The 26,068-nt window shown below is 37.5% G+C and carries 24 protein-coding genes; 1 reads left to right on the forward strand and 23 read right to left on the reverse strand.

The window, feature by feature from the left end; genetic code table 11:
• The 9 genes from TEPIRE1_RS10340 to TEPIRE1_RS14515 form a co-directional block, all read right to left on the reverse strand.
• Nucleotides 1-1,383 (reverse strand): V-type ATP synthase subunit B, encoded by a 1,383-nt coding sequence (locus TEPIRE1_RS10340; protein WP_013779122.1) that lies wholly within the window; start codon nucleotides 1,381-1,383, stop codon nucleotides 1-3.
• Nucleotides 1,380-3,149 carry an ATP synthase subunit A gene (locus TEPIRE1_RS10345; RefSeq protein WP_013779123.1) on the reverse strand — a complete coding sequence of 590 codons (1,770 nt, stop codon included), beginning with the start codon at nucleotides 3,147-3,149 and terminating at the stop codon, nucleotides 1,380-1,382. The genes TEPIRE1_RS10340 and TEPIRE1_RS10345 overlap by 4 nt, the downstream gene beginning before the upstream one ends.
• On the reverse strand, nucleotides 3,146-3,475 hold the full coding sequence (locus TEPIRE1_RS10350; protein WP_041591582.1) for a V-type ATP synthase subunit F: 330 nt from the start codon (nucleotides 3,473-3,475) through the stop codon (nucleotides 3,146-3,148). Before TEPIRE1_RS10350 ends, TEPIRE1_RS10345 begins: the two co-directional genes overlap by 4 nt.
• The gene (locus TEPIRE1_RS10355; protein ID WP_013779125.1) at nucleotides 3,468-4,472 is read right to left on the reverse strand and encodes a V-type ATP synthase subunit C; all 1,005 of its coding nucleotides are present in this window, start codon (nucleotides 4,470-4,472) and stop codon (nucleotides 3,468-3,470) included. The genes TEPIRE1_RS10350 and TEPIRE1_RS10355 overlap by 8 nt, the downstream gene beginning before the upstream one ends.
• A gap of 4 nt (nucleotides 4,473-4,476) precedes the next feature.
• Nucleotides 4,477-5,079 carry a V-type ATP synthase subunit E gene (locus tag TEPIRE1_RS10360; protein WP_013779126.1) on the reverse strand — a complete coding sequence of 201 codons (603 nt, stop codon included), beginning with the start codon at nucleotides 5,077-5,079 and terminating at the stop codon, nucleotides 4,477-4,479.
• 14 nt (nucleotides 5,080-5,093) lie between these two features.
• Nucleotides 5,094-5,573 (reverse strand): V-type ATP synthase subunit K, encoded by a 480-nt coding sequence (locus TEPIRE1_RS10365; protein ID WP_013779127.1) that lies wholly within the window; start codon nucleotides 5,571-5,573, stop codon nucleotides 5,094-5,096.
• Nucleotides 5,574-5,610: 37 nt separating this feature from the next.
• Nucleotides 5,611-7,551 (reverse strand): V-type ATP synthase subunit I, encoded by a 1,941-nt coding sequence (locus TEPIRE1_RS10370; RefSeq protein ID WP_013779128.1) that lies wholly within the window; start codon nucleotides 7,549-7,551, stop codon nucleotides 5,611-5,613.
• Nucleotides 7,538-7,861: a hypothetical protein gene (locus TEPIRE1_RS10375; RefSeq protein ID WP_013779129.1), complete on the reverse strand. Its 324-nt coding sequence runs from the start codon at nucleotides 7,859-7,861 to the stop codon at nucleotides 7,538-7,540. Before TEPIRE1_RS10375 ends, TEPIRE1_RS10370 begins: the two co-directional genes overlap by 14 nt.
• A gap of 102 nt (nucleotides 7,862-7,963) precedes the next feature.
• Complete coding sequence (locus TEPIRE1_RS14515) at nucleotides 7,964-8,131, reverse strand: AtpZ/AtpI family protein (protein ID WP_023211591.1); 168 nt, start codon at nucleotides 8,129-8,131, stop codon at nucleotides 7,964-7,966.
• 438 nt (nucleotides 8,132-8,569) lie between these two features.
• Between TEPIRE1_RS14515 and TEPIRE1_RS10385 the strand changes: the two genes are divergently transcribed.
• Entirely contained in the window at nucleotides 8,570-10,429 is a 1,860-nt protein-coding gene (locus TEPIRE1_RS10385) for an IS1634 family transposase (protein WP_231848286.1), read from the forward strand.
• Between the two features lie 172 nt (nucleotides 10,430-10,601).
• On the opposite strand, the gene TEPIRE1_RS10390 is transcribed toward TEPIRE1_RS10385, so the two are convergent.
• The 14 genes from TEPIRE1_RS10390 to TEPIRE1_RS10455 all read right to left on the reverse strand — a co-directional run bounded on the left by TEPIRE1_RS10390 (nucleotide 10,602) and on the right by TEPIRE1_RS10455 (nucleotide 25,803).
• Nucleotides 10,602-11,708 carry an anti-sigma factor domain-containing protein gene (locus TEPIRE1_RS10390; RefSeq protein WP_013779132.1) on the reverse strand — a complete coding sequence of 369 codons (1,107 nt, stop codon included), beginning with the start codon at nucleotides 11,706-11,708 and terminating at the stop codon, nucleotides 10,602-10,604.
• 5 nt (nucleotides 11,709-11,713) lie between these two features.
• Nucleotides 11,714-12,421 carry an RNA polymerase sigma-I factor gene (gene sigI / locus TEPIRE1_RS10395; protein WP_013779133.1) on the reverse strand — a complete coding sequence of 236 codons (708 nt, stop codon included), beginning with the start codon at nucleotides 12,419-12,421 and terminating at the stop codon, nucleotides 11,714-11,716.
• Nucleotides 12,422-12,702: 281 nt separating this feature from the next.
• Entirely contained in the window at nucleotides 12,703-13,860 is a 1,158-nt protein-coding gene (gene wecB, locus TEPIRE1_RS10400) for a non-hydrolyzing UDP-N-acetylglucosamine 2-epimerase (protein ID WP_013779134.1), read from the reverse strand.
• Nucleotides 13,861-13,873: 13 nt separating this feature from the next.
• A complete protein-coding gene (locus tag TEPIRE1_RS10405; protein WP_013779135.1) occupies nucleotides 13,874-14,911 on the reverse strand; it encodes a glycosyltransferase family 4 protein in 1,038 nt (345 codons plus the stop codon).
• Between the two features lie 141 nt (nucleotides 14,912-15,052).
• On the reverse strand, nucleotides 15,053-15,985 hold the full coding sequence (locus TEPIRE1_RS10410; protein WP_013779136.1) for a transketolase family protein: 933 nt from the start codon (nucleotides 15,983-15,985) through the stop codon (nucleotides 15,053-15,055).
• Nucleotides 15,982-16,827, reverse strand: a complete 846-nt coding sequence (locus tag TEPIRE1_RS10415) for a transketolase (protein ID WP_013779137.1) — start codon at nucleotides 16,825-16,827, stop codon at nucleotides 15,982-15,984. The genes TEPIRE1_RS10410 and TEPIRE1_RS10415 overlap by 4 nt, the downstream gene beginning before the upstream one ends.
• Nucleotides 16,828-16,853: 26 nt before the next feature.
• Nucleotides 16,854-17,687, reverse strand: coding sequence for a carbohydrate ABC transporter permease (locus TEPIRE1_RS10420; RefSeq protein WP_013779138.1), 834 nt, complete (start codon nucleotides 17,685-17,687; stop codon nucleotides 16,854-16,856).
• 1 nt (nucleotide 17,688) lies between these two features.
• On the reverse strand, nucleotides 17,689-18,570 hold the full coding sequence (locus TEPIRE1_RS10425; protein ID WP_013779139.1) for a carbohydrate ABC transporter permease: 882 nt from the start codon (nucleotides 18,568-18,570) through the stop codon (nucleotides 17,689-17,691).
• A gap of 123 nt (nucleotides 18,571-18,693) precedes the next feature.
• Nucleotides 18,694-19,983, reverse strand: a complete 1,290-nt coding sequence (locus tag TEPIRE1_RS10430) for an ABC transporter substrate-binding protein (protein WP_013779140.1) — start codon at nucleotides 19,981-19,983, stop codon at nucleotides 18,694-18,696.
• Nucleotides 19,984-20,015: 32 nt separating this feature from the next.
• On the reverse strand, nucleotides 20,016-20,735 hold the full coding sequence (locus TEPIRE1_RS10435) for a FadR/GntR family transcriptional regulator (RefSeq protein ID WP_013779141.1): 720 nt from the start codon (nucleotides 20,733-20,735) through the stop codon (nucleotides 20,016-20,018).
• Between the two features lie 847 nt (nucleotides 20,736-21,582).
• On the reverse strand, nucleotides 21,583-23,082 hold the full coding sequence (locus tag TEPIRE1_RS10440; RefSeq protein WP_013779142.1) for a tripartite tricarboxylate transporter permease: 1,500 nt from the start codon (nucleotides 23,080-23,082) through the stop codon (nucleotides 21,583-21,585).
• 12 nt (nucleotides 23,083-23,094) lie between these two features.
• On the reverse strand, nucleotides 23,095-23,559 hold the full coding sequence (locus tag TEPIRE1_RS10445) for a tripartite tricarboxylate transporter TctB family protein (RefSeq protein ID WP_013779143.1): 465 nt from the start codon (nucleotides 23,557-23,559) through the stop codon (nucleotides 23,095-23,097).
• A gap of 60 nt (nucleotides 23,560-23,619) precedes the next feature.
• Nucleotides 23,620-24,624 carry a tripartite tricarboxylate transporter substrate binding protein gene (locus TEPIRE1_RS10450; protein ID WP_013779144.1) on the reverse strand — a complete coding sequence of 335 codons (1,005 nt, stop codon included), beginning with the start codon at nucleotides 24,622-24,624 and terminating at the stop codon, nucleotides 23,620-23,622.
• Nucleotides 24,625-25,386: 762 nt separating this feature from the next.
• Nucleotides 25,387-25,803: a deoxycytidylate deaminase gene (locus TEPIRE1_RS10455; protein ID WP_013779145.1), complete on the reverse strand. Its 417-nt coding sequence runs from the start codon at nucleotides 25,801-25,803 to the stop codon at nucleotides 25,387-25,389.
• Nucleotides 25,804-26,068: the final 265 nt, after the last annotated feature.

A 26,068-nucleotide genomic window follows, 5' to 3' on the forward strand; every position in this document is an offset into this window, starting at 1 on the left:
TCAGTCTTCTCCTTTTTTAGGTAAATACTTGTCAATATATTCATCCCTAACTCTCTTAAGCTCTGCTTTGGGTAAAATGGTCAATAGCTCCCACCCTAAATTGAGTGTTTCCTCAATGCTTCTGTCTTCATTTTCACCTTGAGAAACATAACGTTTTTCGAATTCATCGGCAAATTTGGCAAAGAGTTTATCTGCATCACTGAGTGCAGCCTCACCCAAAATTACGGCTAATTCCTTCGCTTCTTTACCGCGAGCATAAGCAGCAAACAGCTGGTTCATAGTATCGGCATGATCTTCCCTGGTTTTACCTTCACCGATACCCTTATCCTTAAGCCTTGAAAGCGAAGGCAGCACGTCAATAGGCGGCATTATGCCTCTTGTATACAGTTCACGACTAAGGATGACCTGACCTTCTGTAATATATCCTGTCAAGTCCGGGATGGGATGTGTCTTGTCATCTTCAGGCATCGTTAAAATCGGTATCTGCGTAATTGAGCCTTTTTTACCCCGCAAACGCCCTGCTCTTTCATATATGGTGGAAAGGTCTGTGTAAAGGTACCCAGGATAGCCTCTGCGGCCGGGAACCTCTTTCCTTGCGGCTGAAACCTCTCGAAGGGCTTCACAGTAGTTGGTCATATCAGTTAAGATAACTAGGACGTGCATATCCTTTTCAAATGCGAGAAACTCAGCACATGTAAGTGCCATACGCGGTGTTGATATACGTTCAATAGCCGGATCGTTGGCTAAATTCATAAAAAGCACTGATCTGTCTATAGCGCCGGTTTTTCTAAAGTCTGAAATAAAATAGTCTGCTTCTTCGAAGGTAATACCCATCGCCGCAAAGACAACGGCAAACTTGCTTTCCGTTCCCAGAACCTTTGCCTGCCGTGCTATTTGAGCTGCAAGCTGGGCATGCGGCAAACCTGAACCTGAAAATATAGGCAGCTTCTGACCTCTGACCAGTGTATTTAAGCCGTCAATAGCCGAAATTCCAGTTTGTATAAACTCCGATGGGTAGTCACGTGCCGCCGGGTTTATAGGGCTGCCGTCTATGTCAAGCCGCTTTTCGGGAATTATTTTGGGACCATTATCCTTGGGTCTTCCTGAACCATCGAATACTCTGCCTAACATATCGATCGAAACACCCAATTGGATACTCTTGCCCAAAAATCTTATTTTGCAGTCATTTATATTAAGTCCCGTTGAGCCTTCGAAAAGCTGAACTAACGCTTTATCGCCGTCGATTTCAAGTACTTGTCCGCGTCGTATTTCGCCTGAAGCCGTTTCAATTTCAACGAGCTCATTGTACTTTACGCCTTCTACATTCTCTACCATCATTAAGGGGCCTGCAATTTCCCTAGCAGTTCTATACTCTTTAATCATTCAGCTTTTCCCCCTTCCATTAAGGCTTTAAGCTGCTGTTTTAGTTCGGATTCAATTTCATCAAATATTTTCATGTCTTTTTCATCGGCATACTTAACTCTGCCAATCCGCTCCCGAACCGGCAAATTTTCTATTTCAGAAAATACTACTCCGCTGTCGATTGCCTTTTTAGATTCTTCATAGAACATCAGAATAAGTTTCAACATTCTATACTGTTTATTCAAAGAAGTATAAGTATCCACTTCATGAAAGGCATTCTGATGGAGGAAGTCTTCTCTTATTGACCTGGCTACTTCCAGTATGAGTCGATCATTTGTCGAAAGAGCGTCAATACCTACCAATCGCACAATTTCCTGTAGGCTGGCCTCTTCCTGTAAAAGTCTCATAGCCTCTGCCCTTAACTCTTTCCAATTACCAGATATGTTTTGATTCATGTAATCTTCTACCGTATCAGAGTACAGGGAATAACTGGTTAGCCAATTTATAGCTGGAAAATGTCTGGCATAAGCCAGCGATGCATCCAATGCCCAGAATACTTTCACAACACGCAGTGTAGCCTGAGTTACCGGCTCCGAAAGGTCGCCGCCGGGAGGCGAAACCGCTCCGACTGCCGTAAGGGCACCTTCCCTATTATCACTGCCGATGGTAACAACCCTTCCAGCCCTTTCGTAAAACTCGGCAATCCTTCGAGATAAATACGCCGGGTAACCTTCATCACCGGGCATCTCCTCAAGACGTCCGGACATTTCCCTTAAGGCCTCGGCCCAACGCGATGTTGAATCAGCCATTAAAGCTACACTGTAACCCATATCCCTAAAATACTCGGCTATGGTTACACCAGTATATATAGAAGCTTCTCGAGCTGCCACCGGCATGTTTGAAGTATTTGCAATCAGAACAGTTCTCTTCATTAGCGGTTCACCGGTTTTGGGGTCAAGAAGCTCCGGAAACTCAAGCAAAACATCAGTCATCTCATTGCCACGTTCACCGCAACCGATGTAAACAACGATTTCCGCATCCGCCCACTTTGCCAGCTGGTGCTGAACAACGGTTTTCCCGCTGCCAAAAGGTCCTGGTATACAAGCTGAGCCGCCCTTTGCTACCGGAAAGAACGTGTCAATTACTCGCTGTCCTGTAGCCATAGGTTCCTCAGGAGGAAGTTTTTGCTTATATGGCCGTATCATTCTGACAGGCCATTTCTGCATCATTGTAACATCGACGATATCACCGCTATCAGTTTTTATCTTTGCAATTACATCTGTAACAGTAAATTCTCCTTCATAGATTTCTACAACTTCACCTGAAATATGCGGAGGCACCATAATCTTATGCTCCACTATTACAGTTTCTTGAACACTTCCGAGAAAATCTCCTCCTGATACTTTCTGTCCTTTTTTAGCAATGGGTTTAAACTCCCATTTCTTTTTTCTATCAAGTGCCGGGACATCAATGCCTCTTGTTATATAGCTTCCCATCGTTGATTCTATAACATCGAGGGGTCGCTGGATTCCATCGAATATCCCCTCAAGTAGTCCCGGTCCCAGTTCAACGCTGAGGGGAAGCCCTGTAGAAATTACCGGGTCCCCGGGGCCCAAGCCTGAAGTTTCCTCATAGACTTGAATTGAAAGTCTTTCTCCATGGACCTCTATAACCTCACCAATTAGGCCTTGCTCTCCTACTTTGACCACGTCGAACATCTTGGCTTCGGGCAGCCCCGTTGCCACTACGAGGGGACCGGAAACTTTCACTACAACACCATTCGTCATTCCTCTCCCTCTTTTCCAAATATGATATCTACTCCAATGGCTTTTTCCACGGACTTTTTCACTTCACCTATTCCGATTCCAAAAGTGCCCTGGTTGCCGGGAATCAGTGTTATGGCCGGAAGCATCTGACTCCTGAACTGGTCTATTTTCTCCGGAATTTCTTTTGCAATCTGTTCCGTAATAAAAATAACCGCATAGTTTTCCTTAGCAAGCCTAGTTATTGTAAAGCTTGCCTCCCTATCGCTTAAGACGGGAAAGATATCGACCCCCAGAGATTTAAAAGCAAGTACTGTATCCTTATCTCCTACCACCGCTATTTTATACATAGACATCTCTCAATCGCTCCCTTATCATATCCGAGGATATGCCGTTAATCTTTCCAACTATTATGATTCTCAGAAGCTTCAACTCGTTTTCCCTAGCGGCCATATAACCTATAACTGTTTCCGGGCCAAAAGGTTTATAAAGACCTCTTCTTGCCAGAGCAACCATATAATTATCAATCATTTTTTCAAAAACCAAAGGACTACCTGTTGACTCCCATAATGCAAGACCTTCTTCAACCACCTCATGATACGGCGTTGAATTAAAAGCTTCGATTATATTTTGAGTATTGCCTGTAAAAATCTCTTTGAAAAATTCTTTTGTTAAATTTCCACCCTCAACTAATGCACTTTCGAGAGTGCGTATATCTGCATCTGTCTTTTGCAATCTCACCAATGTTTTTATGTTTGTAAGGTCTGCCAAAGCAGCCAGGTATTCCTTTAAAAAGGAATCACTTGAGCTTTCAACAATCTTCGTCATTTCTTTGAAAAGGGCCTGATCCAGCACTAAATCTACCTTTTGTGGATTTTTTGTTATTTCATATGTTTCCACGGCTCTATGATAAGCTTCTTTTAGGGTATCAGGTACTATTGCTCCGGTATCCCCTTGTGCATATTTTTGCATTTCTTCAGGGGAAACCTCACCCAGTTGTGAGAAATATTCTTTAAACTCCGCACCAAGTATATTCCCCTTTACGATTACCTTTAAATTATGATAATCATTTTTTAAGGTAAAGAATCTTATAATCTCGTGATTCTTAAATGATTCCTTCAAAGTCCTGATAGTTCTTTCCATACTCTGTTCCAAGACTTTTTCGAAATCATAGATATTTTCCATATCGGCAATGTCGCTGCCGTACTCAGTATCACTCAATGCCTTAATTACATCCTCTGCTTCTGGAGCATCAAGCAGCCTATCAATAGCGTTTTTTCCGAGGAGTTTGGTTTCCAAAAATTTTATTCGGGCCGAAACATATAAAAAATCCGTATCTTTCGCCATTTAATCACTCCTCGAAAAGTATTTTTGCTATTTCTGTTTCCAATTCTTCCCTTTCCATGTTGATAAGGGAATCAAATGTGCAATTAATCTCCATGTCCTCGGATTTGAGTATAAATCCACCTATCATTTTGCCGGGAGTTTCGGAAATTCTAAGATTTCCCTGTTTTCCCATGCTTTTTAGCTTTTCATTGATTTTTTTAATAAAATCCGGTGTAATCCTATTCTTGTCATCTTCAGAAATTACCACTTCTTCATTGCCGGTAACTACACTCTTTAAAAGCATTTCAGCGATCAGGTTGCTATAATCTTCATCTGACATATTCTTTAGTTTAGCTTTTGCCTTTTCGAAAACTTCATCAATTATTTGTTGTTTTGCTTGAAGTAGTGCTTTTCGATTTTCCAGCTGGGCCATAGAAAGTATTCTGCGCTTTTTCTCCTCAGCCGCCCTGTTCGCCTTTTCTAAAATGTCGTTTAAAATTTCCTCGGCTTTATTCTCATACTTAGCCCTTATATCCCGAGCTTGAGCCCGAGCATTTTCAAGAAGTTTTTGCTTTTCTTCCTGGGCTTCCTCCAATATCGTCGCTTTTATCTTTGCAATACCCTCCATGGCAAGACACTCCCTTATATTACGATGCCGAACAACATCAATATAGTCGCCAGCAACGCAAGCACAGCATAGGTCTCAACCATGGCCGCAAAAGTTATACCCTTGGCTACTTCTTCAGGACGCTTAGATACTATACCTATTGAAGCGGCAGCTACTCTGCCCTGATAAATGGCCGACATAAAGCCGACTATCGCAATAGGCATACAAGCAGCGAATATAAGCCATCCCTGAAAAGTAGTAATGTCTACCAATGTTCCGGATAGTAATCCAAGTTTTTGGATGGTGAGAAATCCTGCCAAAAAGCCATAGATACCCTGTGTTCCCGGAATTGCTTGAAGTATCAGTGCTTGACCAAATTTGCTCGGATCTTCTGTTATAAGCCCTGATGCACTTTCACCCACAATGCCTACACCTCTTGCAGATCCAATTCCCGGCAGACCTACAGCCAGTGCCGCCCCTATTAGTGCTATAACCTGTCCAAAAGTTAGTGACATTTATAACTCCTCCTCAAATATTATTCTAAATGTATATTTATAAATCTTCCAATTTCACATAAGTTGTTTTGATTCTCAGCGGGTCAAAAGCTCGACCGCCACTATCATAGAATTTGCTGAAAAACTCAATATACTGCAGACGGCTGCTGTGAACATATGCACCTAATATATTGATTAATATGTTAAACACATGTCCTCCTATTAGAATGAGTACCATTACTACATAACCAACTATGCTTCCGCTTACTGTTTTAGCCATGGTATTTATTACAGTCGCTATAACGCCTGTCGTAAGGCCTAAGGCAAGCAGCCTGGAATATGACAATACATCGCTAAGGTAGCCTGTAATATCATACAAGCTGAGAACTCCTGAAGCAAGTTTCATTACAATGTTCTTTTGTGACCTTCCCTGCGTCAGAATCAATCCAACTGCTCCAAAGATAGCTACATATTTGGCTACTGCTCCCAGCTGTGGAACTGCAAACATCAACAAACCTGTCAGCAGCACCAGCCACAACCCCTGATCCATCAAAGCATCAGCTACGTGGCCCGCTCTGATGTTTTTATATGCATTTAAGATAATTCCTGTGTATATCTGTATTATCCCCATGATAAACGACAATATCAGAACAGACATGGGATTATCTAAGGGATTTATCCATAGCGGCTTGACTTTGATGAGATCGCCGAACCAGCCGCCAAAAATTGCTCCCCAAATAACTGTTGATATACCACAAAGGAAAAACATTGATACAAATTTCCTGCCAGAACCCTCCAGTTTAAATTTCAGCAGAGCTAAGGCCGTAAGCAGGCTTACCACAATCCCATAGCCCGCATCACTGAGCATCATTCCAAAAAAAATAAAGTAAAATGGTGCCATGTATGGATTTGGATCAATTCCCCTTGGATCAGGCAAACTGTAAAGTTCAGTTATCACTTCGAAAGGTTCTACCAATTTTGCATTTGAAAGCAGCACCGGCATGTCATCATCTTCATCCGGTTCGTTAAACTCTAAATAAACCGATTCAGTAACACCTAAAATCTTATCCTTGACAAAATCCTTGTGTTCTTCAGGAAGCCATGCCTGCAAATAGAAGGATTTATCAGTATCAAGCAGCTTTAGAATATTGCTTTTTCTATCTCTTTCTACCGAATAATAATCATATAGGATTTCAAAATACAGCTTTTGACTGGATAGTTCCTGCGACTTACGCTTGATATCTTCACGTTCCTTTTCTATATCTGCAAGCCGTTCTTTATCCTGCTTTATAATTTGAGCCGGAGTACCGGTTAAACCAGGAAAGTCTTGAACGGTTACCGAGAATTCCTTAAACAGACTTTGCACAGCTTCCTTGTGATTTTTATGATATATCACCAGTGTATAAACATCATCACGGTTTTCACCAAGAGCTTTTATGCAGGCAAGCAATTCATCTTCCTCAAGGCTCTTTTCAAGCTCATCCTTTGCCTTTCTGGGCATCACCACCGTAATAAAGACAGTTTCTTGCGTATCACCGAGCTGTTCAAATGGAATATCTAAAGATTGCCACGGTAAAAGTATTTCAATTTGATTTAGAATTTTTGATTCTTCCACTTTTAACTGTGCAAGTCTTTTGTCCAAATCAAAAACAGCTTGTAATGCCTCTAAAACCTGTGCTTCATCTTTTAAAACCTTCGCCAATTCATCTTTTTTAATATTTGGCTTCCCTTGTATGAGCGGATTTACAGATTTAGCAAAGGGTTTTAAAAAATCAATACCAAATTTCAGATTATTAAGTTTAGATTCTAAATCCATTAAATCTTTTGTCAGTTCACTGCGAATCTTACTGTCTTGCTGCACCTCTTTTGCCGTTTCATCATTATCCTCTACTATGTCAATTACTTCAACAATACCGGTTTTTTGCAAAGCACTCATTATCTGACTCTGCTCTTTTTTCAGGCCTAAAAGGTGCATTTTTTCCATTTTAACTATCGCCATAGGACTTCACGATCCTCTCTACGATCATGTCCACCGCCGCTTCGGTTTTGCCGGCGGAAATCTCTTTTAAGTGTTTGACCTGTTCTTCATGCTCCTTCTTGAGGCTCTCAACTATTTTCAATGCTTCAGCCTCTGCTTCCTGAATAAGTTTTTGTCTTTGCTCTTCACCTTGCTTTTTTGCATCTTGAAGGATTGATTCTCCTTCCTCGGCTGCGTCTGCTACAATAGCTTTTGCCTCTTTTTCGGCTTCATCTAAAATATTTTTCGCTTCTTGTTCTGCAGCCTTCACATCTTCTAATGCTTCTTTCAATATCTACCACCTCCCTTTAAAAATTAAAAACGGATTTTCTAATCTTTATTATTACCCTTTTTCTTTAATTCATGGGATATCAACCTGTAGACTCCTGTAATGCTAGAAAAAAACGCCCAGCAAAGTGCCGGAAATTAAAAAAGCGCTACCAGTGGAAAACTTTTGGTCCATATAAGCTCCAATATACATACCACCTGCTATAGGTAGTGCAATATTTATTCCTATTTGTGTAGCAAATACAATATATTGTAGACCTTTATAATCTTTCATGGTATAAATTATATAACATTGATATAAGAAATTCAAACTTTATCTCACAACTCAGCTGAGGGTTTTTAGCACATTTTGCATCTATGATTTCTTTCTATTATATTGTATTATTATATGTGAATCTTGTCACATTTGCAAGTACTAATTCTAAATATTAGATGCGAATTTTATATAATTTTCATTCTAATTTCCGTTGCGCTTTTTATTAAACTTTTTCTGACCTTTATTACTTCTATTATTTAGCTTTATTCTCGTTTTTGAGTCTTTTTCAGTTTGCTTTATTTTATCCGGGAGTTTGACAGTTGCGCATGAATAAAAACCTTACAAAGGCCGATATCACAACATTTTTGTTGTCAAATTTTTAATATATTTTGTTGTATGGTGTTGTATATTAATCTTATCCATGATATAGTAAGCTTAGCAGAGGATGGTGAATATATGAAACTATATTATGATAAGAAGTCTAAGGATCCTACATATTTTATCCAGATGGGGTTTCGCAACGGTAAAAAGACAACAACTAAAAATGTAAAGAGAATCGGCAAACATTCCGAGCTTCTTAAAATATCTTCTGATCCCCTTGCTTATGCTAAGGAACAGGTGCGTAAGTATAATGAGGAATACAAAAAAGGTAAAGCTGATATGGACATAAAACTTGATTTTAGTGAGAAGCTGACGGCTGCTAATTACATTGCATCAAAGTCAACTCTCGTAAATATCGGCTACTTTATTCTACAGAAAATCTATCATGATCTTAAGATCGCTGATTTTTTTAAACAGATTCAGACAGATAGTAAGGTTACATTTAGCTGTAATGACATAAACAGATTTTTTACCTTTGCAAGGATACTTGACCCTAAATCCAAATGTGGGACATTTGATAAGCTGGATACATATTTTGAGCAGCCCTCATTTGAGTATCAGCATATACTGCGTTTTATGGATATATTAGAAGATAATTATGATAGGTATTTAGAGCATCTTTATTTAAACAGTGAAAATATCGCTGTAAGGAATACATCGGTATGCTATTTTGACTGTACAAACTATTACTTTGAAACCGAAGAAGAGGACGAGGACTTTGTAGATGAGGTAACGGGGGAGATAATTAAAGGGTTTCGCAAGTATGGCCCTTCAAAGCAGCACCAGCCCAGCCCTCTTGTGCAAATGGGGCTTTTCATGGACGGTAACGGCATCCCTATATCAATGTGCATCAATCCCGGCTCTGACAATGAGCAAAAATCCGCCATCCCTTTAGAAAAGAAAATCACAAAGATGTTTAAGGGAAAGCCGTTCATCTACTGTGCAGATGCAGGCCTTGGCTCTCTTGATATAAGGCAGTACAATTCATTCGTGAGAAGGGCTTTCATTGTAACGCAATCAGTAAAGAAACTGTCCAAACCTCTAAAGGATGCAATGTTTAACGATTTCGGCTACAGGCTTCTTTCAGATGACTCTCCTGTTACGATTTTCCATATGAAGGAGTTTGACAGATTCAATAAAGAAAACCTTTCTTTGTACAACGATGTCGCCTATAAGGTAATAGATGCGTCAAAGGCGGTAGATGTCGGCCTGTATGAGGAAAAGACGTTTAAGAATGGCACTAGCAAGAATGTAAAGTCCAAGGCTGCTTTAAAGCAGCGCATCATCGTCACATTTTCAAGGAAAATGATGGAATACCAGCGAAGTATAAGGAATAGGCAGATTGAAAGAGCAAAGGACATCATAAAGCATAATGCCGTAGAGGATGTAAAAAAAGGGCCGCATGATGTGACCCGTTTCATAAGGAAGATATCCGTCGGAAAAAGTGGGGAAAAAGCCTCTGATTGTTATGAACTCGATAAAGCCGCAATTGAAAGAGAGGAAAAATATGACGGCTACTATGCAGTTGCGACAAATCTGGAAGATAGCGCAAAATCAATACTTGAGATAAATTCAAGGCGCTATAAGATTGAAGACTGTTTTCGGGTACTAAAGACCAACTTTCGCGCAAGGCCAATCTACCACAGAAACAAGGAAAGGATAATAGCGCACTTTATGATTTGCTACACCGCACTCCTGATTTACAGGTTATTGGAGTATAAACTGGATCAATACGGCAAACACTTTACAACGGAAAATATTCTAGAGACGTTAAAGAACATGAATGTTGCAAACATGAATGATATGTGCTATATGGCAACATACACGGCAAGTAAGGTGTGTACCGCTTTAAACGGCATATATGTCTTGGGGCTTGATAAGAAATACTACAAGCCGAAGGAGCTAAATAAAATCATTAAAAAAATCTCTAAGTAAAATTCCCATACAACATTTTAAAAAACCTAAGAATTAATGGAATCCACTATTATAGCGGATTCCATTAATTATGCATTTTTGCAAGTGTCGAAAACGGGATTATATGTGAATCTTGTCACATTTGCAAGTACTAATTCTAAATATTAGATGCGAATTTTATATAATTTTCATTCTAATTTCCGTTGCGCTTTTTATTAAACTTTTTCTGACCTTTATTACTTCTATTATTTAGCTTTATTCTCGTTTTTGAGTCTTTTTCAGTTTGCTTTATCTTATCCTTTATTGCTTTTATCAGCTGCTCTTGGTTTTTTCTGTTTTCCTCTTTTGGTAGAAATTTATTATTCTTTTTTATATCCTTGTATTGGTTTTTTATGTCTTTCTTCAATGTCTTTATTTCTTTCCATTGCTGCTTATTATAGATATTATCATTACCTTTTTGATCGAATTTTTTAATTTGCTCATTACTTGCCTGTTCCAGTTCTTTAATGATTTGAGTCACTGGAGTTTCTTTTACACGCTTTAATGAAATATCCGGTTTCACTTCTTTCAATTTGTCATATAATACCAATTTACCTTGAGATATGTTCAGCTTCTTTGCCGCTTGGTGTTTTTCAAAAGTTGTACTTTCTACTATTATATCTAAGTCGGATTTGGCTGATTCTGCAGCATTATTGTTCTTTGCTTCCACATCTTCAGTTTTTATTTCACCGCCGGATGTATTTGCCGTTTCTGCTTGAAATCCGTTTTTAGATATTTCCTCTAATTGTTTTTGTATATTTGGAGATATGGAATCTTTTACATTAGACGCCGTAAGCATAACGGTATTTGTATTTTTATTTAAGTAATTAAACTCTGCCGCCCGCACAAGCAGCAAATTAAGTGCTGCGTCAAGCTTCATATTTTTATATTCACGGCCATCGCCCACTATGGAATTCCCTTCATCATTTAAGCCATATGCCTTAAGCACCAAATCATATCTGTTTATTGAAAATTCTACACTGGGGTTAATATCAACCGTTACATATGTAACAGGACTTACATAGCCATATATACCATAACTTCCAATAATCATGATAAGAAAACATGCTACAGCAGCTAAAGCCCTCTTTGCAAATACAGATGATAGCATAGGTTCCAAAAAGGCTGTTCTGCTTTCTTTAATGGTTATTTCATCACCTATCTGGCATCCGGGATAATTGTTATATACCCTTTTAAAATCGCCCTTGCTGTTGGCTACAATGATATATTTGCCATCAAGGTCAACTATGATACCTTTCAATGCTATCACCTCCACTTTATATACTCATTGATAAACTGATAATCTCCTGATAAAATCAACACTGCTGCTACTATATAATTTCGACCTCTTTCAATACTCTTTCGGGATATTTTTAGAGCCGATGTAATTTTTCCAATTGGTAAATACTTTCTTTGCTTGACTATATCTAATATTTCAGGGTTATTCACAATAAAATCTATGGCTTTAAGATAGGTTTGTTTGGTGCCTTCTTGTTTGGGCGAACTCTTAGCGACATCAGAAAAGGATATTCCCCACAGTTCCAGTTCTTTTTTAATTTCCTGAATTTCTAGTCTTCTCCATTGACTTATTTGTGCTTCGGTATATTCTTTTACAGATTCAGCAGCAAAAATATCAATTGATTCGTCATCCTGCTGCTGGATTGGTTCGGCATGTACTACCCGACTGCTTTTTCTCTGTTCTTTTCTGTAATAGTCTATAAGCCTGCGCTTTACGGTAACTCTAGCAAAAGATAGGAAATTTCCCTTTGTTATATCATATTTCTTGATGGCCTCATGAAAAGCTATCATAGCAATACTAAGTTCATCATCAACTCCATATTCAACATACCTTCCAAGGTGGTTTTCCACCGTCGATGCTATAAACGGCTTATATTCTTCAATCAGCCGACTGACTTCTTGATTATTATTTTTTATGTCAATAACCCTCTCATTCAGGCTCTGATAATTCTTCATAACTTTCCTCCGCCTGGATTTCTGAATTGAATAGTTTATTGCAATATAGAATTCTATATTATGTAATAGACTCCTTTATTGCTAATATTCTTAAGATTCTAATGTATAAAGATACGCCAGTCATGATATCATTACTTTTACAAAAGTTTACTGATTATATATAAAAAAGGACCCTGTTTAAGGCCCTATTTTGTAATATATGTCAGTTTGATATGCAGCAGTAGATAACTAAGCCTGCTGCTTACCTGCACCATTATTCTAATATTTAATATTGCATTATTTTAATATTGAGCTTTAAATTCTGCCGGTTTATCCTTATTAATCCCAAAATAATAAAGTAAAAAATCTGCAATTCTTTCCGAGGCATGACCATCACCATAAGGATTTATAGCATTAGCCATTTGTTCATATTCATCTTTATCTGTTAAAAGCTTCCTTGCTTCTTCATAAATGGTTTCACTTTCTGTACCAATTATCTTAACAGTGCCGGCTTTAACAGCTTCCGGTCTTTCGGTTTCATTTCTTAAGACCAGCACCGGTTTACCCAAAGACGGAGCTTCTTCCTGAAGGCCGCCCGAATCGGTAACTACCATATAGCAATGAGCCATTAGGTTATGCATTTCATCGGTATCTAAAGGTTTAAGGAGTAGTATGCGCTCATGCCCGCCCAGAATATCAAAAACAGTATCCCTTACAGCCGGATTTAAGTGCACTGGATATATTATTTTGACTTCGGGAAAGTTATCCGCTAATTTTCGAAGGGCATGACAAATATTAGCCAAAGGTTTGCCCAAGTTCTCCCGACGATGGGCTGTAACCAGAATAATTTTCTGCCTTTTATAGTCTAGATTATTTAGCAAATCAGTAGAAAAAATAAAATCTTGTTTTACCGTAGTTTTTAATGCATCTATTACCGTATTACCGGTAACCACTATTTTTTCCGGTTTTACTCCCTCTTCCAAGAGATTTTTTCGAGCAATTTCAGTAGGTGAAAAGTGTATGTCGGCAAGGGAGCCTGTGAGCTTTCTGTTCATTTCTTCGGGAAACGGAAGCCATTTGTCGTGAGTTCTAAGGCCTGCTTCAACATGCCCAACCCTAATTCGATGATAAAAAGCTGCCAAAGCACCGGCAAATGTAGTGGTGGTATCACCATGAACTATTACCATATCAGGCTTTACCTTATCCAAGACTTTTCCTAAACCAAGGAGGGCACTTGTTGTAATACTGAATAATGTTTGCTTTTCGGTCATTATATTTAAATCATAGTCGGCTTTTATGTTAAAAAGGCTCAGCACCTGATCCAACATTTCCCGGTGTTGAGCTGTAATCGCTACCTCACACTGAAAATTATCTCTTTTTTTAAGTTCTTGCACCAATGGTGCCATTTTTATAGCTTCAGGTCTTGTACCAAAAATCACCAGAATTTTTATTTTGTCCAATGGCTACTCCCCTTTACATTCCATGAGTAGATTTTTTCGCTTCTACAGTTATATTTATATACCTTACCGAAACTAACAACATAAAAATTACTAAGGCGAATACTGCTGCTGCCTGCTTAATGCCTATCATGGCCAGAACCACTGAGCATATCCCCAGCGAAATACTTATAACATACATATACAGCACAGCCTGTTTCTGAGATAATCCTATAGCCATTAGTCTGTGATGTACATGACCTTTATCTGCCTGCATTAACGGCTTGCCATTTACAAACCTGCGTAAAATTGCGTAAGCTGTATCAAAAATAGGCAGCCCTAAGGCTAATATGGGAACAATCAAGGCTATGGCGGTAGCACTTTTAACAGCCCCTTCAATAGCTTGGGCAGCCAGAACGAAACCTAAAAACATAGCACCCGTATCACCCATAAAAATCTTAGCCGGATTAAAATTATATGGCAAAAATCCAATTGCAGCACCGGCAAGAAGAGCCATTATAAGAGCTCCATTAGCCTGTTCAAGACTCAAATTTACCAGCATCATAGTAAAAGCGGCAATTCCGGCAATTCCGGCCGCCAACCCGTCAAGTCCGTCAATAAAATTTAGTGTATTGGTAATCCCCACTACCCAAAATAAGGTTGCGGGAATGGCTAATTTCCCAAGGAGAATCATGCCTCCGAGCGGATTTGTAATCAACTGTACTTTTATACCAAAAAGCAGCAGCACTACTGCAGCTGCAATTTGCCCCAACAGCTTTACTTTAGCGGGAAGGTCGTAGATATCATCTAAAATTCCAACTATTACAATTATGGTTGCACCTAAAAATATCCCCTGTACATAAGGAAGATTTAAAGGTAAAGTTATTAACCCTACTACCACAAAAGAAATATAAATGGCAAGACCGCCAAGCCTAGGCATTGGTTTTTTATGAACTCTTCGGGTATCAGTAGGTACATCAATAGCTCCAATTTTCCAAGAAAGTTTCATTACAAACGGTGTCACTAAGTATGCCAAAACCATTGACATCAAAAAACCGTATATGTAATGTTGCAATGAAATCGCTCCCTTTGTAGTGTATGCTCTTTCATTCATTATTTTATTTCAAATAAGATGGTTTGTCAATGATTTGAAATTTGAGGTCTAAGCAGAGGGAAGCACTTTGATACTTTCGAAAAAAAAGATTTCGTCATCAGGTTAGTTTAGTATCTCATTAACTGTTTTAACTATATTTTCTACAGTTAACCCATAATATTCCATCAACGCATTTGGATTGCCCGATTGACCGAAAGTATCGTTTAGGCCTATTCTTTTCATTTTAACCGGTAGTCTCCCTATAAGAGTTTCAGCTATAGCAGATCCTAAACCTCCAATTATTGAATGTTCTTCTACCGTAATTACTTTCCCTGTGTTTGCAGCTTCGCTTAATACTAATTCTTCGTCGAGCGGTTTAATTGTATGAATATTTACTACCGTAGTTTCTATCCCTTTGCCATATAAGACATTAGCCGCTTTCATGGCTTTATCCACCATTAATCCTGTGGCAAAAATAGATAAATCCTTCCCCTTCCTCAAAATTTGAGCCTTACCTATTTTAAAATCAGTATTTTCTTCAGTTATGATCGGAGCTACCGGCCTTGCAATTCTTATATATACCGGGCCATGTATTTTCGCTGCGGCAAAAATAGCTTTTTTGGTTTCTATCGCATCACAGGGGACTACAACTTTCATGTTCGGAATAGACCGCATTAGTGAAATATCTTCTATAGCTTGATGACTAGCCCCATCCTCACCAACTGTTATCCCTGCATGCGTAACAGCAATCTTTACATTCAGGTTTGGATAGCAAACGGTGTTTCTTATCTGTTCAAACGCTCTTCCGGCTCCAAATATAGCAAATGTGCTGGCAAATGGAATAAAACCTGATAAGGCTAAACCAGCTGCAACTCCAATCATGTTTTGTTCTGCAATACCCATATTAAAAAATCTGTCTTTAAACTTTTCGCTAAAGATTACTGTCTGTGTTGCATGAGCAAGATCTGCATCCAAAACAACAACCTGCTTATTTTTAAGGCCCAGTTCGACCAAAGCTTCTCCATATGCAATGCGTGGTGACTTCATATTTGTCATATTGATTTGCCTCCTAGTTCTATAAGAGCCTTTGTAATTTCTTCATTGTTCGGGGCTTTCCCATGCCATTCTACTTTATTTTCCATAAATGAAACACCTTTACCTTTTATGGTATGTGCAATTATAAATTTGGGCTTTTGAGAAATTGCTAATGCAGATAATGCACCGTATATTTCATCATAATTGTGGCCATCTATTTCATAAACATTAAATCCAAAAGCTTGCATGCGATCTTTAACATTACCAAGACTCAGCACTTCATTATTTGTCCCATCGATCTGAAGTTTATTATAATCCAATACAATTGTAAGATTATCAAGTTTATAATGAATCGATGCCATTAATGCTTCCCATATCTGACCTTCCTGCATTTCCCCATCACCAATAATAGCATAAATTTTATAATCCTTATTTTTTAATCTGGCTCCCAAAGCTAGCCCTACCGCTACTGATAATCCTTGTCCTAATGATCCCACCGATACGTCGATGCCGGGAGTCCTTTTCATGTCAGGATGACCTTGAAGTATTGATCCTAATTGCCTGAGCGTACCAAGCTGGTCCATATTAAAGTAACCTCTACGAGCCAAAACAGAATACAAAGCAGGGCATCCATGACCTTTACTTAATACTAAACGATCTCTATCTTCCCAATCAGGTTTTTTCGGATCAACCTTCATAACTCTATAATATAATGTTACTAAAATATCTACTATAGACAGTGAACCGCCGGGATGTCCGGAGTTTGCTTTTCCAAGCATTTTAATTACATCTTTTCGCACTTCACTGCTAATAAAATGTAGATCACTTGAAGGCAGTTCGTTTACTTGTATATTCTCTTGCATATACTTTCCTCCTTCGTAAGTAAAAACTATTCTTTCACAGCACCTGCAGTCAAACCTTCTACCAGACTTTTTTGAACAAACATAAACAAAACTACAACCGGAATTGTTGTTATGACACCTCCTGCAGTTAATAAACCCCACTGGATTTCAAACTGCCCGATAAATGTCTGAAGAGCTACAGGCAATGTTCTAGTAGCTTCGTTAGTAAACATCAAAGCAAAAATAAATTCATTCCAAGCAGTAATAAAAATATAAATGCCTGTAGCTATAATTCCAGGAATGGTTAATGGTAAAGTTATTCTAAAAAATGCTCCAAGTCTACTACATCCATCAACCATTGCTGCTTCTTCTAAAGATACGGGTAAATCCTGTATATATCCTGTTAAAAGCCAAACTGAAAAAGGTATTGTAAAAGTCGAATAGGCAATAATAAGGGAATATGGAGTATATAATAGGTTGAGCCTTTGCATAATAGTAAATAGAGGGGTTAAAAGTAATACAGGCGGAAACATATTTATAAGCAAGAAGGAAACCATGAAAAACATTTTCCCTTTAAAATTAAATCGAGCAAATGAATACGCTGCAAGAATAGATACTAACAGGCTAATAATAGATGTAACTCCAGCTACTAAAAAGCTGTTACCCATGCTTTTAAAAAAGTTTGTTTTGTTAAAAAGAGTTATATAATTCTCTAAAGTTGGCTGTCGGGGTAAGTATTGTAAAGCCGGCGTATAAAGCTCTTTTTCTGGTTTTATCGATGTAAGAAAAGTCCAGAGGTAGGGAAATAGAGCAAAAATTATGAGTAGTACCAACGGAATATAAAAGAATAGCAGGTTTTTGGCAAATTTAGATTTCTTCACTTCACCTTACCTCCTTTAAATTCAAATTTTTTAAATACAAAAACGCAACTGAAGAAAGTATCAAAGTAAGATATATTGCTAATGTTGATGAATAACCAAAATCTAAAGCTTTTTGAGCTTTTATATAGGTATAAACACTTAAAGTATGTGTGCTGTATCCTGGGCCTCCACCTGTCATGGTGTATATTACATCAACGGAATTAGCTACCCATATGATTCTCAGTAGCGACGAAACAAGGATTGTAGGTTTGAGCAACGGCATTGTTATATGCCAAAAAGTGCGCCAGCTACTAGCCCCGTCTACATGAGCAGCTTCATAGAGTTCTATAGGTATAGCTTGAAGACCTGTCAGAAGCATGATAGCAAAAAATGGAATACCTTGCCATATAATGGTTACTATAACTGATGCCAGTGCAGTATTAGAGCTGGCTAGCCATGGAATATAGTTATCTATAATATGCAGTTTCGAAAGAATGTCATTTATTACACCATAGTTTCCATCATACATCCATGTCCACATAAGACCAATTAAAACACCAGGGGTAACCCATGGAATCAATATAATTGATCTTATAAAACCTCTTCCTTTAAATTCCCTGTTTAAAAGCATTGCTAGGATTAAACCAAACAAAAATTGGAAAAATACTCCAAATACAACCCACAGAATAGTATTTAGCAAGGCCTCTTTAAATATCGGATCATTCAACACTTTTAAATAGTTTGCAAGTCCAACAAATTCTATATTTTTAGGTTTATATAAAGTGTAATCCAAAAAACTCATATAAATCGAATTAAGTATCGGATAACCTACTATTAGAATCATTAAGATAAAGGCTGGTGCCACAAGCAAATACGGTGTTATGTTAAGTCGTGATTTTCTCATGTTGACTCACTCCTTAATCCGGAACGCAAAATAAATGCACAGGGGCCGAACAAAAAATAGAATTTACAGCTTATTTGTCGATTTTTCGGCCCCTTCTTATTGAACCAATTCACTTTTAAAAAATTATTTTGTCATTCCTTCAGCTAAAATTTCCATCATTTTTTTGCTGCTGATTTTACCTTCCAGCGCTTGTTGGGTCGTTGCAGGCCACAAAGATTCTATCCATTCACCCATATTTTCATTTATTGGAAACACGTGGGCATAAGGCATTGATTCAAAAGACGCTACCATAAATCTATTCTCCTTAAAGTAATCCTGATCTTGAAGAGATTTCAAAACAGGAACATTTCCAGTTGCTTTACACCATCTTTCTATTTGCTCTTTTTCGGATAACCACGAAACAAATATAAAAGCTTCTTGTGGATGTTTAGTTGACTTATAAATTACATTTTCTGTATCGCCCATAGAGGTCCATCGTCCATGGGGGCCGGCAGGTACCGGAAATGCATCTACATCATCACCAAATTGCTCTATCATGCCATTAGAGGACTTAATATGATGTATAACCATAGCAGCTTTTCCTGATTTGAAATTAGTAATAATTTCGTTAAAGCCATCAGCGACCGCAGTAGGAGGAACTACTTTATATTTTTTATATAAATCCAAGAAAAGCTCATTAGCTTCAATTGCTTCTGGATATGTTAATGTGCAATTGCCTTCATCATCAAAGAACGTATTTTCTGGTACATTTGATAAAATAAAACTTGCCCATGGCTCATGTCCACCTCTAGCCCCTCGCATGGCAAAAGCATATTGATCGACTTTGCCATCCCCGTCTGTATCTTTGGTAAGTTTCTTAGCAATTTCTAGAAATTCATCCCATGTATCTGGTATTTCTGCTCCTACCTCTTCAAACATACTAGGCCTATAATACATATAAAGCACCTGAAGTTCCCACGGCATTACGTAATTATTCCCATCTTCGTATTCCATTACATCCCACAGGTTTTCCGCAACATCATCTTTCCCTGGCCACTCTTTCAAAAAATCATTAAGAGGCATAAGCGCATCTTGACCTATGAATTCCGGCTGCCAAGTTAATTTAAATGATGAAGTATCTGGCCCGCTGCCACCAGTTACACTGTTTAATAATTTTGTATGGAAGTCATTCCATCCAATAACTTCTACTTCTACTTGAATATTAGGATGTGTATTATTAAATTCTTCCACCAGCTGAGAAAATGTTGGATCGTTTGGATCATCAAGCCACAACCAATGTTTCAATTTTACAATTTCTTCTTTTCCTTGATCCGAAGAATCAGCTGTATTGGTATCTCCGCAACCAGTTATAAGACTCGTCAATAAAAGTAAAATCACTATAAGACTAAAGTACTTTTTATAGCCTTTTTTCATTCGTAAAACCTCCCTTTGTTTTTGCTTATGATTTAGTCACTATTTACTTGACGTTGCCTTGCTTTTTCTGCAATGTCTATATCTTCTAAGGTTGCTTCTAAATGTGCTTGCATTTCTTTCTCTGCACCTTCAGGATCACTATTGTTAATTGCTTTAAATATACTCTTATGGTACTTTAAAGCCCTGTCTGGGCTTCCAGGTACATTGACCGTCTCAAAATAGCCTTTAATGATGGATTCGATAATTATCGGTATTATTCGCTCAATTATGGGATTTTGTGTAGCTTTTGCTATAGCGGTGTGAAATTCTATATCAATATCACTGTGGTTTTCTTTTCTATTGATCACCTCCTCCATATCTATTAATAAGCTTTGAAGCTTATTTATATCTCCCGGGGTAGCTCTTTTTGCAGCTAAATTTGCAACTCTAGGCTCAATTAATAATCTTGTTTCAAATAGGCATAAAATTAAATTTTTATCTTGTATAAAACTTACACCTAGGGGATCATTTATTAAGCCTGGTTTTTCAGCTACAAAAGTGCCTTTACCACGGACTATCTTTACTATATTATTAGACGCAAGAGTTTTAACTGCTTCCCGGATTGTTGTTCTACTTACATCAAACATCTCCGATAATTCCATTTCATTAGGAAGCTTGCTTCCTGGTTTGTATTTATTATCTTGTATCATCTGTATTATTGTATTTGCAACTTCATTAGATAAATTTTTTCTTACTTTAGACACATTTATCATCTTCTCTCATCATACGTCATACGTCATACATCATTATTTAGATAATTCTACACTTTCCGCCAAAATCCTTCTTTTAAAAGAAAAAATTTTTATGTATATAATTTGATAAGTCTAAATAAGCTGGAACACAAGGGAAGAAATACCAGCTAAAGCATGTAGTAGTATATATAGATCTGTTAAAATACTTCGTTAGACTAGACCATGAACTAATCCTAGATGCGATAAATCGAAAAGTTAGTGATGGCAAGATACTGGAACCATTTAAAAAGTTTATTAAAGCACTAGTGATAGCGGATAGGAGTTTTCAATAAACAGAAATTGGGAGACCACAAGGGGGACTGTGCTAAGCTTAGCATAATCCCCCTTTGAGGAACGTCTTTTTTGCTTTTTATTTAGGAACATTCCTTTGTCCGTAATTCCCACGTTTAGAAACTTTTGAATTAGCAATAGAACTCCATTATCTTTTATTGTACTTAAAAGAATTTCAATTAACTTGGATTGGTTGGCTGTATATAATAATTTCTCTTTATATAATAGGACTGAGCACTTGCAGGAAGCCTTCTGAATTACCCCAATCTATGTATGCACAGTTTTTGTGTTTTATCATCTCTTTTAAGTATTTCTAATTGCTTTACTGGGTATGCTTTTAGATATAAGGTTTTTACTCTGTTTCCCCTTGCCTTTGACTAGCACTTCCTTCTATCAAGCCCGCAGAGGATTTTCACAATCAAGTTCAAGTGGTTGCTCATACCGAACACATCAAGAATAAACCATTTTCTTAGGGCCTATACTGAAAACCAATATGGTTTTTTATGCATACTGTCGTAAAGCAAAGAAAGATTTATGTTCAATTACTATGCTCCTGTTTAAGCTTTTGTTTATTATTTTCGACTTTCATGTAAGAAGATACTATGGAAAAGATAGATAGCAACAAGAATATAGCAGTTATAGGTCTTGTATATAAAAACTTGATACTTCCTTGATACAACAATAATGATTTCCTTAGATTGCTTTCTGCCATAGGACCCAATATAACTGCCAAGATTATCGGCGAAGTGGGCATCTGGGCCTTTTGCATAAAATAGCCGATTATCCCAAACAGCAACATTACATAGACATCAAATATACTATTGTTTATTGAGAAAGATCCAACAATAGAAAGGGATAGAATTACAGGTATTATAATCTTCTTAGGTATCTCAACAACTTTACTAAATAATCTAATACCTGTAAGGCCAAGAATTAACATTATAATATTGCCTACAAGCATAGAACTAAAAAGACCATATACAATATCGGCATTTTCGGTAAAAAGCATCGGCCCTGGTTGAAGGCCTTGTATTATCAAAGCACCTAAGAGTATAGAAGTAACTGCATCTCCAGGTACACCTAATGTTAACAAAGGAACCAGTGCCCCTCCTGTTACTCCATTATTTCCGGCTTCCGGAGCAGCAATGCCTTCTAAAATGCCTGTACCGAATTTCTCTGGGTTTTTTGAGCTTCTTCGCGCTTCATTATAAGATACAAAAGCTGCAATATCCGCTCCTGCTCCAGGTATCGCACCTATAAATGTTCCCATTACTGCTGATTTTAACATAACAGGTAGAACCCTGATTATTTCTTTGATAGAAACAATTCCACTTTTAAACTTTTGAATTGTTATATCTTTTTCAAAGATACTTTCCATTTGGACAAGAGCTTCAGAAACAGCAAAAAGGCCGATTAATATCGGAATAACAGAAAAGCCATTTAAAAGCTCGATTTTACCAAAGGTGAATCTGGGAAAACTTGTTACAGGATCCATACCCACAGTACAGATGAATAAGCCGAACATTCCTGACAAAAGTCCTTTTATTGGGTTATCACCAGAGATACTTGCTATAATACTTAATCCGAATACTGCAAGGGCAAAGTATTCCGGCGCGCTAAATCGGAGAGCAAAATTAGCTAGAATCGGTGATATTGTAATTAGTAAAATTGTACTTACTAACCCGCCGACAAAAGAAGCAATAGTTGCCATGCTAAGTGCTTTAGCCGCTTCACCCTTTTGAGCCATAGTGTGACCATCAAACACTGTTGCCGCTGCTGCCGGTGTACCGGGAGTTTTTAACAATATTGCCGAGATGGAGCCACCATATATCGCACCAATATATATGCCCACCAACATAACTAGTGCTGCAGTTGCTTCCATACCAAAAGTAAGTGGGAGAAGAATTGCAACACCCATGGTAGCCGTAAGGCCTGGTAATGCACCTATCGCAATTCCACCGCTCACACCTAAAATCAATAGAAAAAACATTCTTGGAGTCAGTGCTATTTTTAGACCTGCCAATAGTAATTCAAACATATATAGTCCCCCTTAAAAGCCTAATAAACCGCTGGGCAAAGGTACCATCAGTATTCTTTGAAATACCTGAAATATAGCTAAAGTTATTGCGCAGGATAATAACAAAGTTAGTATCTTGTTGTTATATCTAAATATGCTTAAAAGGACAATATTAAGTATTATCGTGTCTATGATAAAACCTAATTTATCCAATAACATAATGTATATCAATAAAACAATCACTCCAATTAATGGAAATTTAAATGTTTCCCATTTAAATATACTACTGGTATCATTGTGCCAGTCCTTTTCCAAGATAGAACTTACGATCAATATTGCGGACAAAATAAGCATAATTACTGCAATCATTCTTGGAAAAAAGGCAGCACCTATGAAATTATCTGTTATCATTGTCTGCTGAAAACTTAGTGATTGTACAAAAATAAAAATACTTAAAGCTATAAAGATAATTCCTGTAACTATATTTATCCTCTTCATTTTTATATCACCTGCTTGTAGACCGCTAGAGCATTCTAGCGGTCATCATATATTATTGTATTATTGTTCTTTTTTTAACTCATCGACTATTTTACTCAATAACTCGGTATCATTGTCAATGAATGTCCTAAATTCTTCAGCATCAAGATAATAGATACCTAAAGTTGATTTTTCCATGAAGTCTACAAATTGTTCGTCCTCACAAGCCTTTTTAAAAGCGTCGCTCAATATATCTTTTACTTCTTTTGGGGTTCCTTTTGGCACCGCAAGTCCCCGCCATGTCCCAGATACTACATCTATTCCTTCCTCTTTTAGAGTTGGAACATCAGGTAAATTCTCCAGCCTACTGTCAGCCATAACAGCTAAAGGTCTTAACTGACCGGCTTTTATTTGAGATAAGGCTTCTCCCGGATTTGTAATGGTAAAATCAACATGCCCACCTAACACTGCTGGTATTGCTTCAGCTGCACCATTATAGGGAATATGATTAAATTTTACATCTTGATCAATTTCAAGAGCTAATACATAGAAATTGGGCTTTGCTGTACTTGCAAATTTTATCTGACCTGGATTTTTCTTTGCATCATCAAGAAGATCCTTTGCACTGTTATATTTTGAATCCGATTTAACCAATATCATCGCAGGATCTTGATTAATATTTGCTATAAGGTCAAAATCATCTGCCGAAATACTTGCAAGACCCATAAGTGGTAGAGATACTATTTCTCTTGTTATCATAGTCACTGTATAACCATCAGGTTTTGAATTAGCACCTTCCGTCATACCAACTGCACCGGAACCTCCTGTTTTGTTAACTATCACGACAGGTTGCCCCAATTGCTTTTCGGCAGCATTCGCAAGGGCTCTGGCAACTGCATCTGTACCTCCTCCTGCAGCAAAGGGTACAATTAATTCAATATTCTTTTTGGGGAAATCTGTAACTACTTTTTCATTATTAGTTTCTTGGGCTTTAGAATTACTGTTATTATTGCTGTTACCACATCCTACTAAGAACATAGCAACAAGCAGAAAAACTACAATTCCTGTAATGTATTTTTTTTTCACAGCAACACAACCTCCTATGTATTTTTATTATTGTTAAACCATATTCGCTGATTTTGCATAGCGGAACACAGTTTCATATTAATGTATTTATATTCTATATAATTTTACAAAATCCTTCTTGACAATTAAGTAAAATTAGAAATGCTATGTAATTACCTTGACAGTTGTCCACCAGTTACAGCTATAATGAATCCTTCTCACATGCTGATGCATCAGAAGTAAGGAATATTGCCGCACTTTTAAGATTCGACAGTGCATTTGTCACCAGAATGAACATGTGAAAACATAAAATGGTAAAATTAAAATATAAACTAAGAAAAATATCAATAAGAAATTTACAACGATCCTTCAAATTAGTAAAAATACCTTGTATTTTTCCTTAATTTAGCGTATTATTGTAGCACTATAAGATATTAAGATATTCATAAAGTGCTCTATGGAATGGACACAGCTAGTTGCAGGCATAATAAAAGAGGAATAATTTCAATCATCAGCAAGGCCGCCAGTTTTATGCGGTTCCTGTTCGTCAGCTAAGGATTCTGCCTCCGGCTTCTTTTATTACGCACTTGTGCGCGTAACCGATGTCACCACAGGCAACCCTTGCCTTTGGCTAAGCCAGATCAGTAGCGGACTTTCACCACTTAGCTTTTCCCTATGCCAGGCACATAAATTCACCTTTTGGGACTCCCTAAAAGGTGAATAGGATTGAGGACTTTCTACTTATAAATAAGAATATATACGTTTGAATTTATAATAAACACATTATGTATCCAGGGACATACAAACCACTTCTATCCAAGGAGCGTCTTTGAACCAATCATAATCAGGTGGGTACTCAATAGCATATACTACTCGCTTTATCCCTGAGTTTATGATAAGTTTAGAGCACTCTGCGCAGGGGCGAGCAGTGACATATATTGTAGCACCTTTGCGTTCTTCAGGAGAACATTCTAAGAGGGCATTGACCTCAGCATGAATAGTCCGCACACAATGGTTTCCTCGTATCATACACCCTACATCATCACAGTGATCCATGCCTGACGGACTGCCGTTGTATCCTGTTCCTTTTATTCTATTATCCTTTACAACCACAGCACCTACCTGAAGCCTTGGGCATGTAGACCTTTCCCTTACTTTAAATGCTATCTCTAAAAAATACTTATCCCAGTCTTTCCTCATAATAAAAAACTCCTTCCAAGTAAATAGTATGTATGTTAAATCATAATAGTTGCGCTACATCTTAACCATAATATATACTCAAACCATATAACTATTTAAAATATTTATTATTACATCTATAATTTGACGTACTTTCTGTGAGCTTTGTTTTGCATCAAGTTTAGCATTAAACGGTTTTTGAAACAACAGTTTTTTTGAAAGATTATCTTTATTAAATTTATGTATTAATAGTATTGATTTTTATTAATACTATTACAATATTACT

It is taken from the genome of Tepidanaerobacter acetatoxydans Re1 (assembly GCF_000328765.2).
In the GTDB taxonomy this organism is placed as follows: Bacteria; Bacillota; Thermosediminibacteria; order Thermosediminibacterales; family Tepidanaerobacteraceae; genus Tepidanaerobacter; species Tepidanaerobacter acetatoxydans.

Bases quoted from the DNA above. Each gene is read 5' to 3' on its own strand.
- TEPIRE1_RS10340 (WP_013779122.1), bottom strand. From the start codon at position 1,383: ATGATTAAAGAGTATAGAACTGCTAGGGAAATTGCAGGCCCCTTAATG.
- TEPIRE1_RS10345 (WP_013779123.1), bottom strand. From the start codon at position 3,149: ATGACGAATGGTGTTGTAGTGAAAGTTTCCGGTCCCCTCGTAGTGGCA.
- TEPIRE1_RS10350 (WP_041591582.1), bottom strand. From the start codon at position 3,475: ATGTATAAAATAGCGGTGGTAGGAGATAAGGATACAGTACTTGCTTTT.
- TEPIRE1_RS10355 (WP_013779125.1), bottom strand. From the start codon at position 4,472: ATGGCGAAAGATACGGATTTTTTATATGTTTCGGCCCGAATAAAATTT.
- TEPIRE1_RS10360 (WP_013779126.1), bottom strand. From the start codon at position 5,079: ATGGAGGGTATTGCAAAGATAAAAGCGACGATATTGGAGGAAGCCCAG.
- TEPIRE1_RS10365 (WP_013779127.1), bottom strand. From the start codon at position 5,573: ATGTCACTAACTTTTGGACAGGTTATAGCACTAATAGGGGCGGCACTG.
- TEPIRE1_RS10370 (WP_013779128.1), bottom strand. From the start codon at position 7,551: ATGGCGATAGTTAAAATGGAAAAAATGCACCTTTTAGGCCTGAAAAAA.
- TEPIRE1_RS14515 (WP_023211591.1), bottom strand. From the start codon at position 8,131: ATGAAAGATTATAAAGGTCTACAATATATTGTATTTGCTACACAAATA.
- TEPIRE1_RS10385 (WP_231848286.1), top strand. From the start codon at position 8,570: ATGAAACTATATTATGATAAGAAGTCTAAGGATCCTACATATTTTATC.
- sigI (WP_013779133.1), bottom strand. From the start codon at position 12,421: ATGAAGAATTATCAGAGCCTGAATGAGAGGGTTATTGACATAAAAAAT.
- TEPIRE1_RS10410 (WP_013779136.1), bottom strand. From the start codon at position 15,985: ATGACAAATATGAAGTCACCACGCATTGCATATGGAGAAGCTTTGGTC.
- TEPIRE1_RS10415 (WP_013779137.1), bottom strand. From the start codon at position 16,827: ATGCAAGAGAATATACAAGTAAACGAACTGCCTTCAAGTGATCTACAT.
- TEPIRE1_RS10425 (WP_013779139.1), bottom strand. From the start codon at position 18,570: ATGAGAAAATCACGACTTAACATAACACCGTATTTGCTTGTGGCACCA.
- TEPIRE1_RS10430 (WP_013779140.1), bottom strand. From the start codon at position 19,983: ATGAAAAAAGGCTATAAAAAGTACTTTAGTCTTATAGTGATTTTACTT.
- TEPIRE1_RS10435 (WP_013779141.1), bottom strand. From the start codon at position 20,735: ATGATAAATGTGTCTAAAGTAAGAAAAAATTTATCTAATGAAGTTGCA.
- TEPIRE1_RS10440 (WP_013779142.1), bottom strand. From the start codon at position 23,082: ATGTTTGAATTACTATTGGCAGGTCTAAAAATAGCACTGACTCCAAGA.
- TEPIRE1_RS10445 (WP_013779143.1), bottom strand. From the start codon at position 23,559: ATGAAGAGGATAAATATAGTTACAGGAATTATCTTTATAGCTTTAAGT.
- TEPIRE1_RS10455 (WP_013779145.1), bottom strand. From the start codon at position 25,803: ATGAGGAAAGACTGGGATAAGTATTTTTTAGAGATAGCATTTAAAGTA.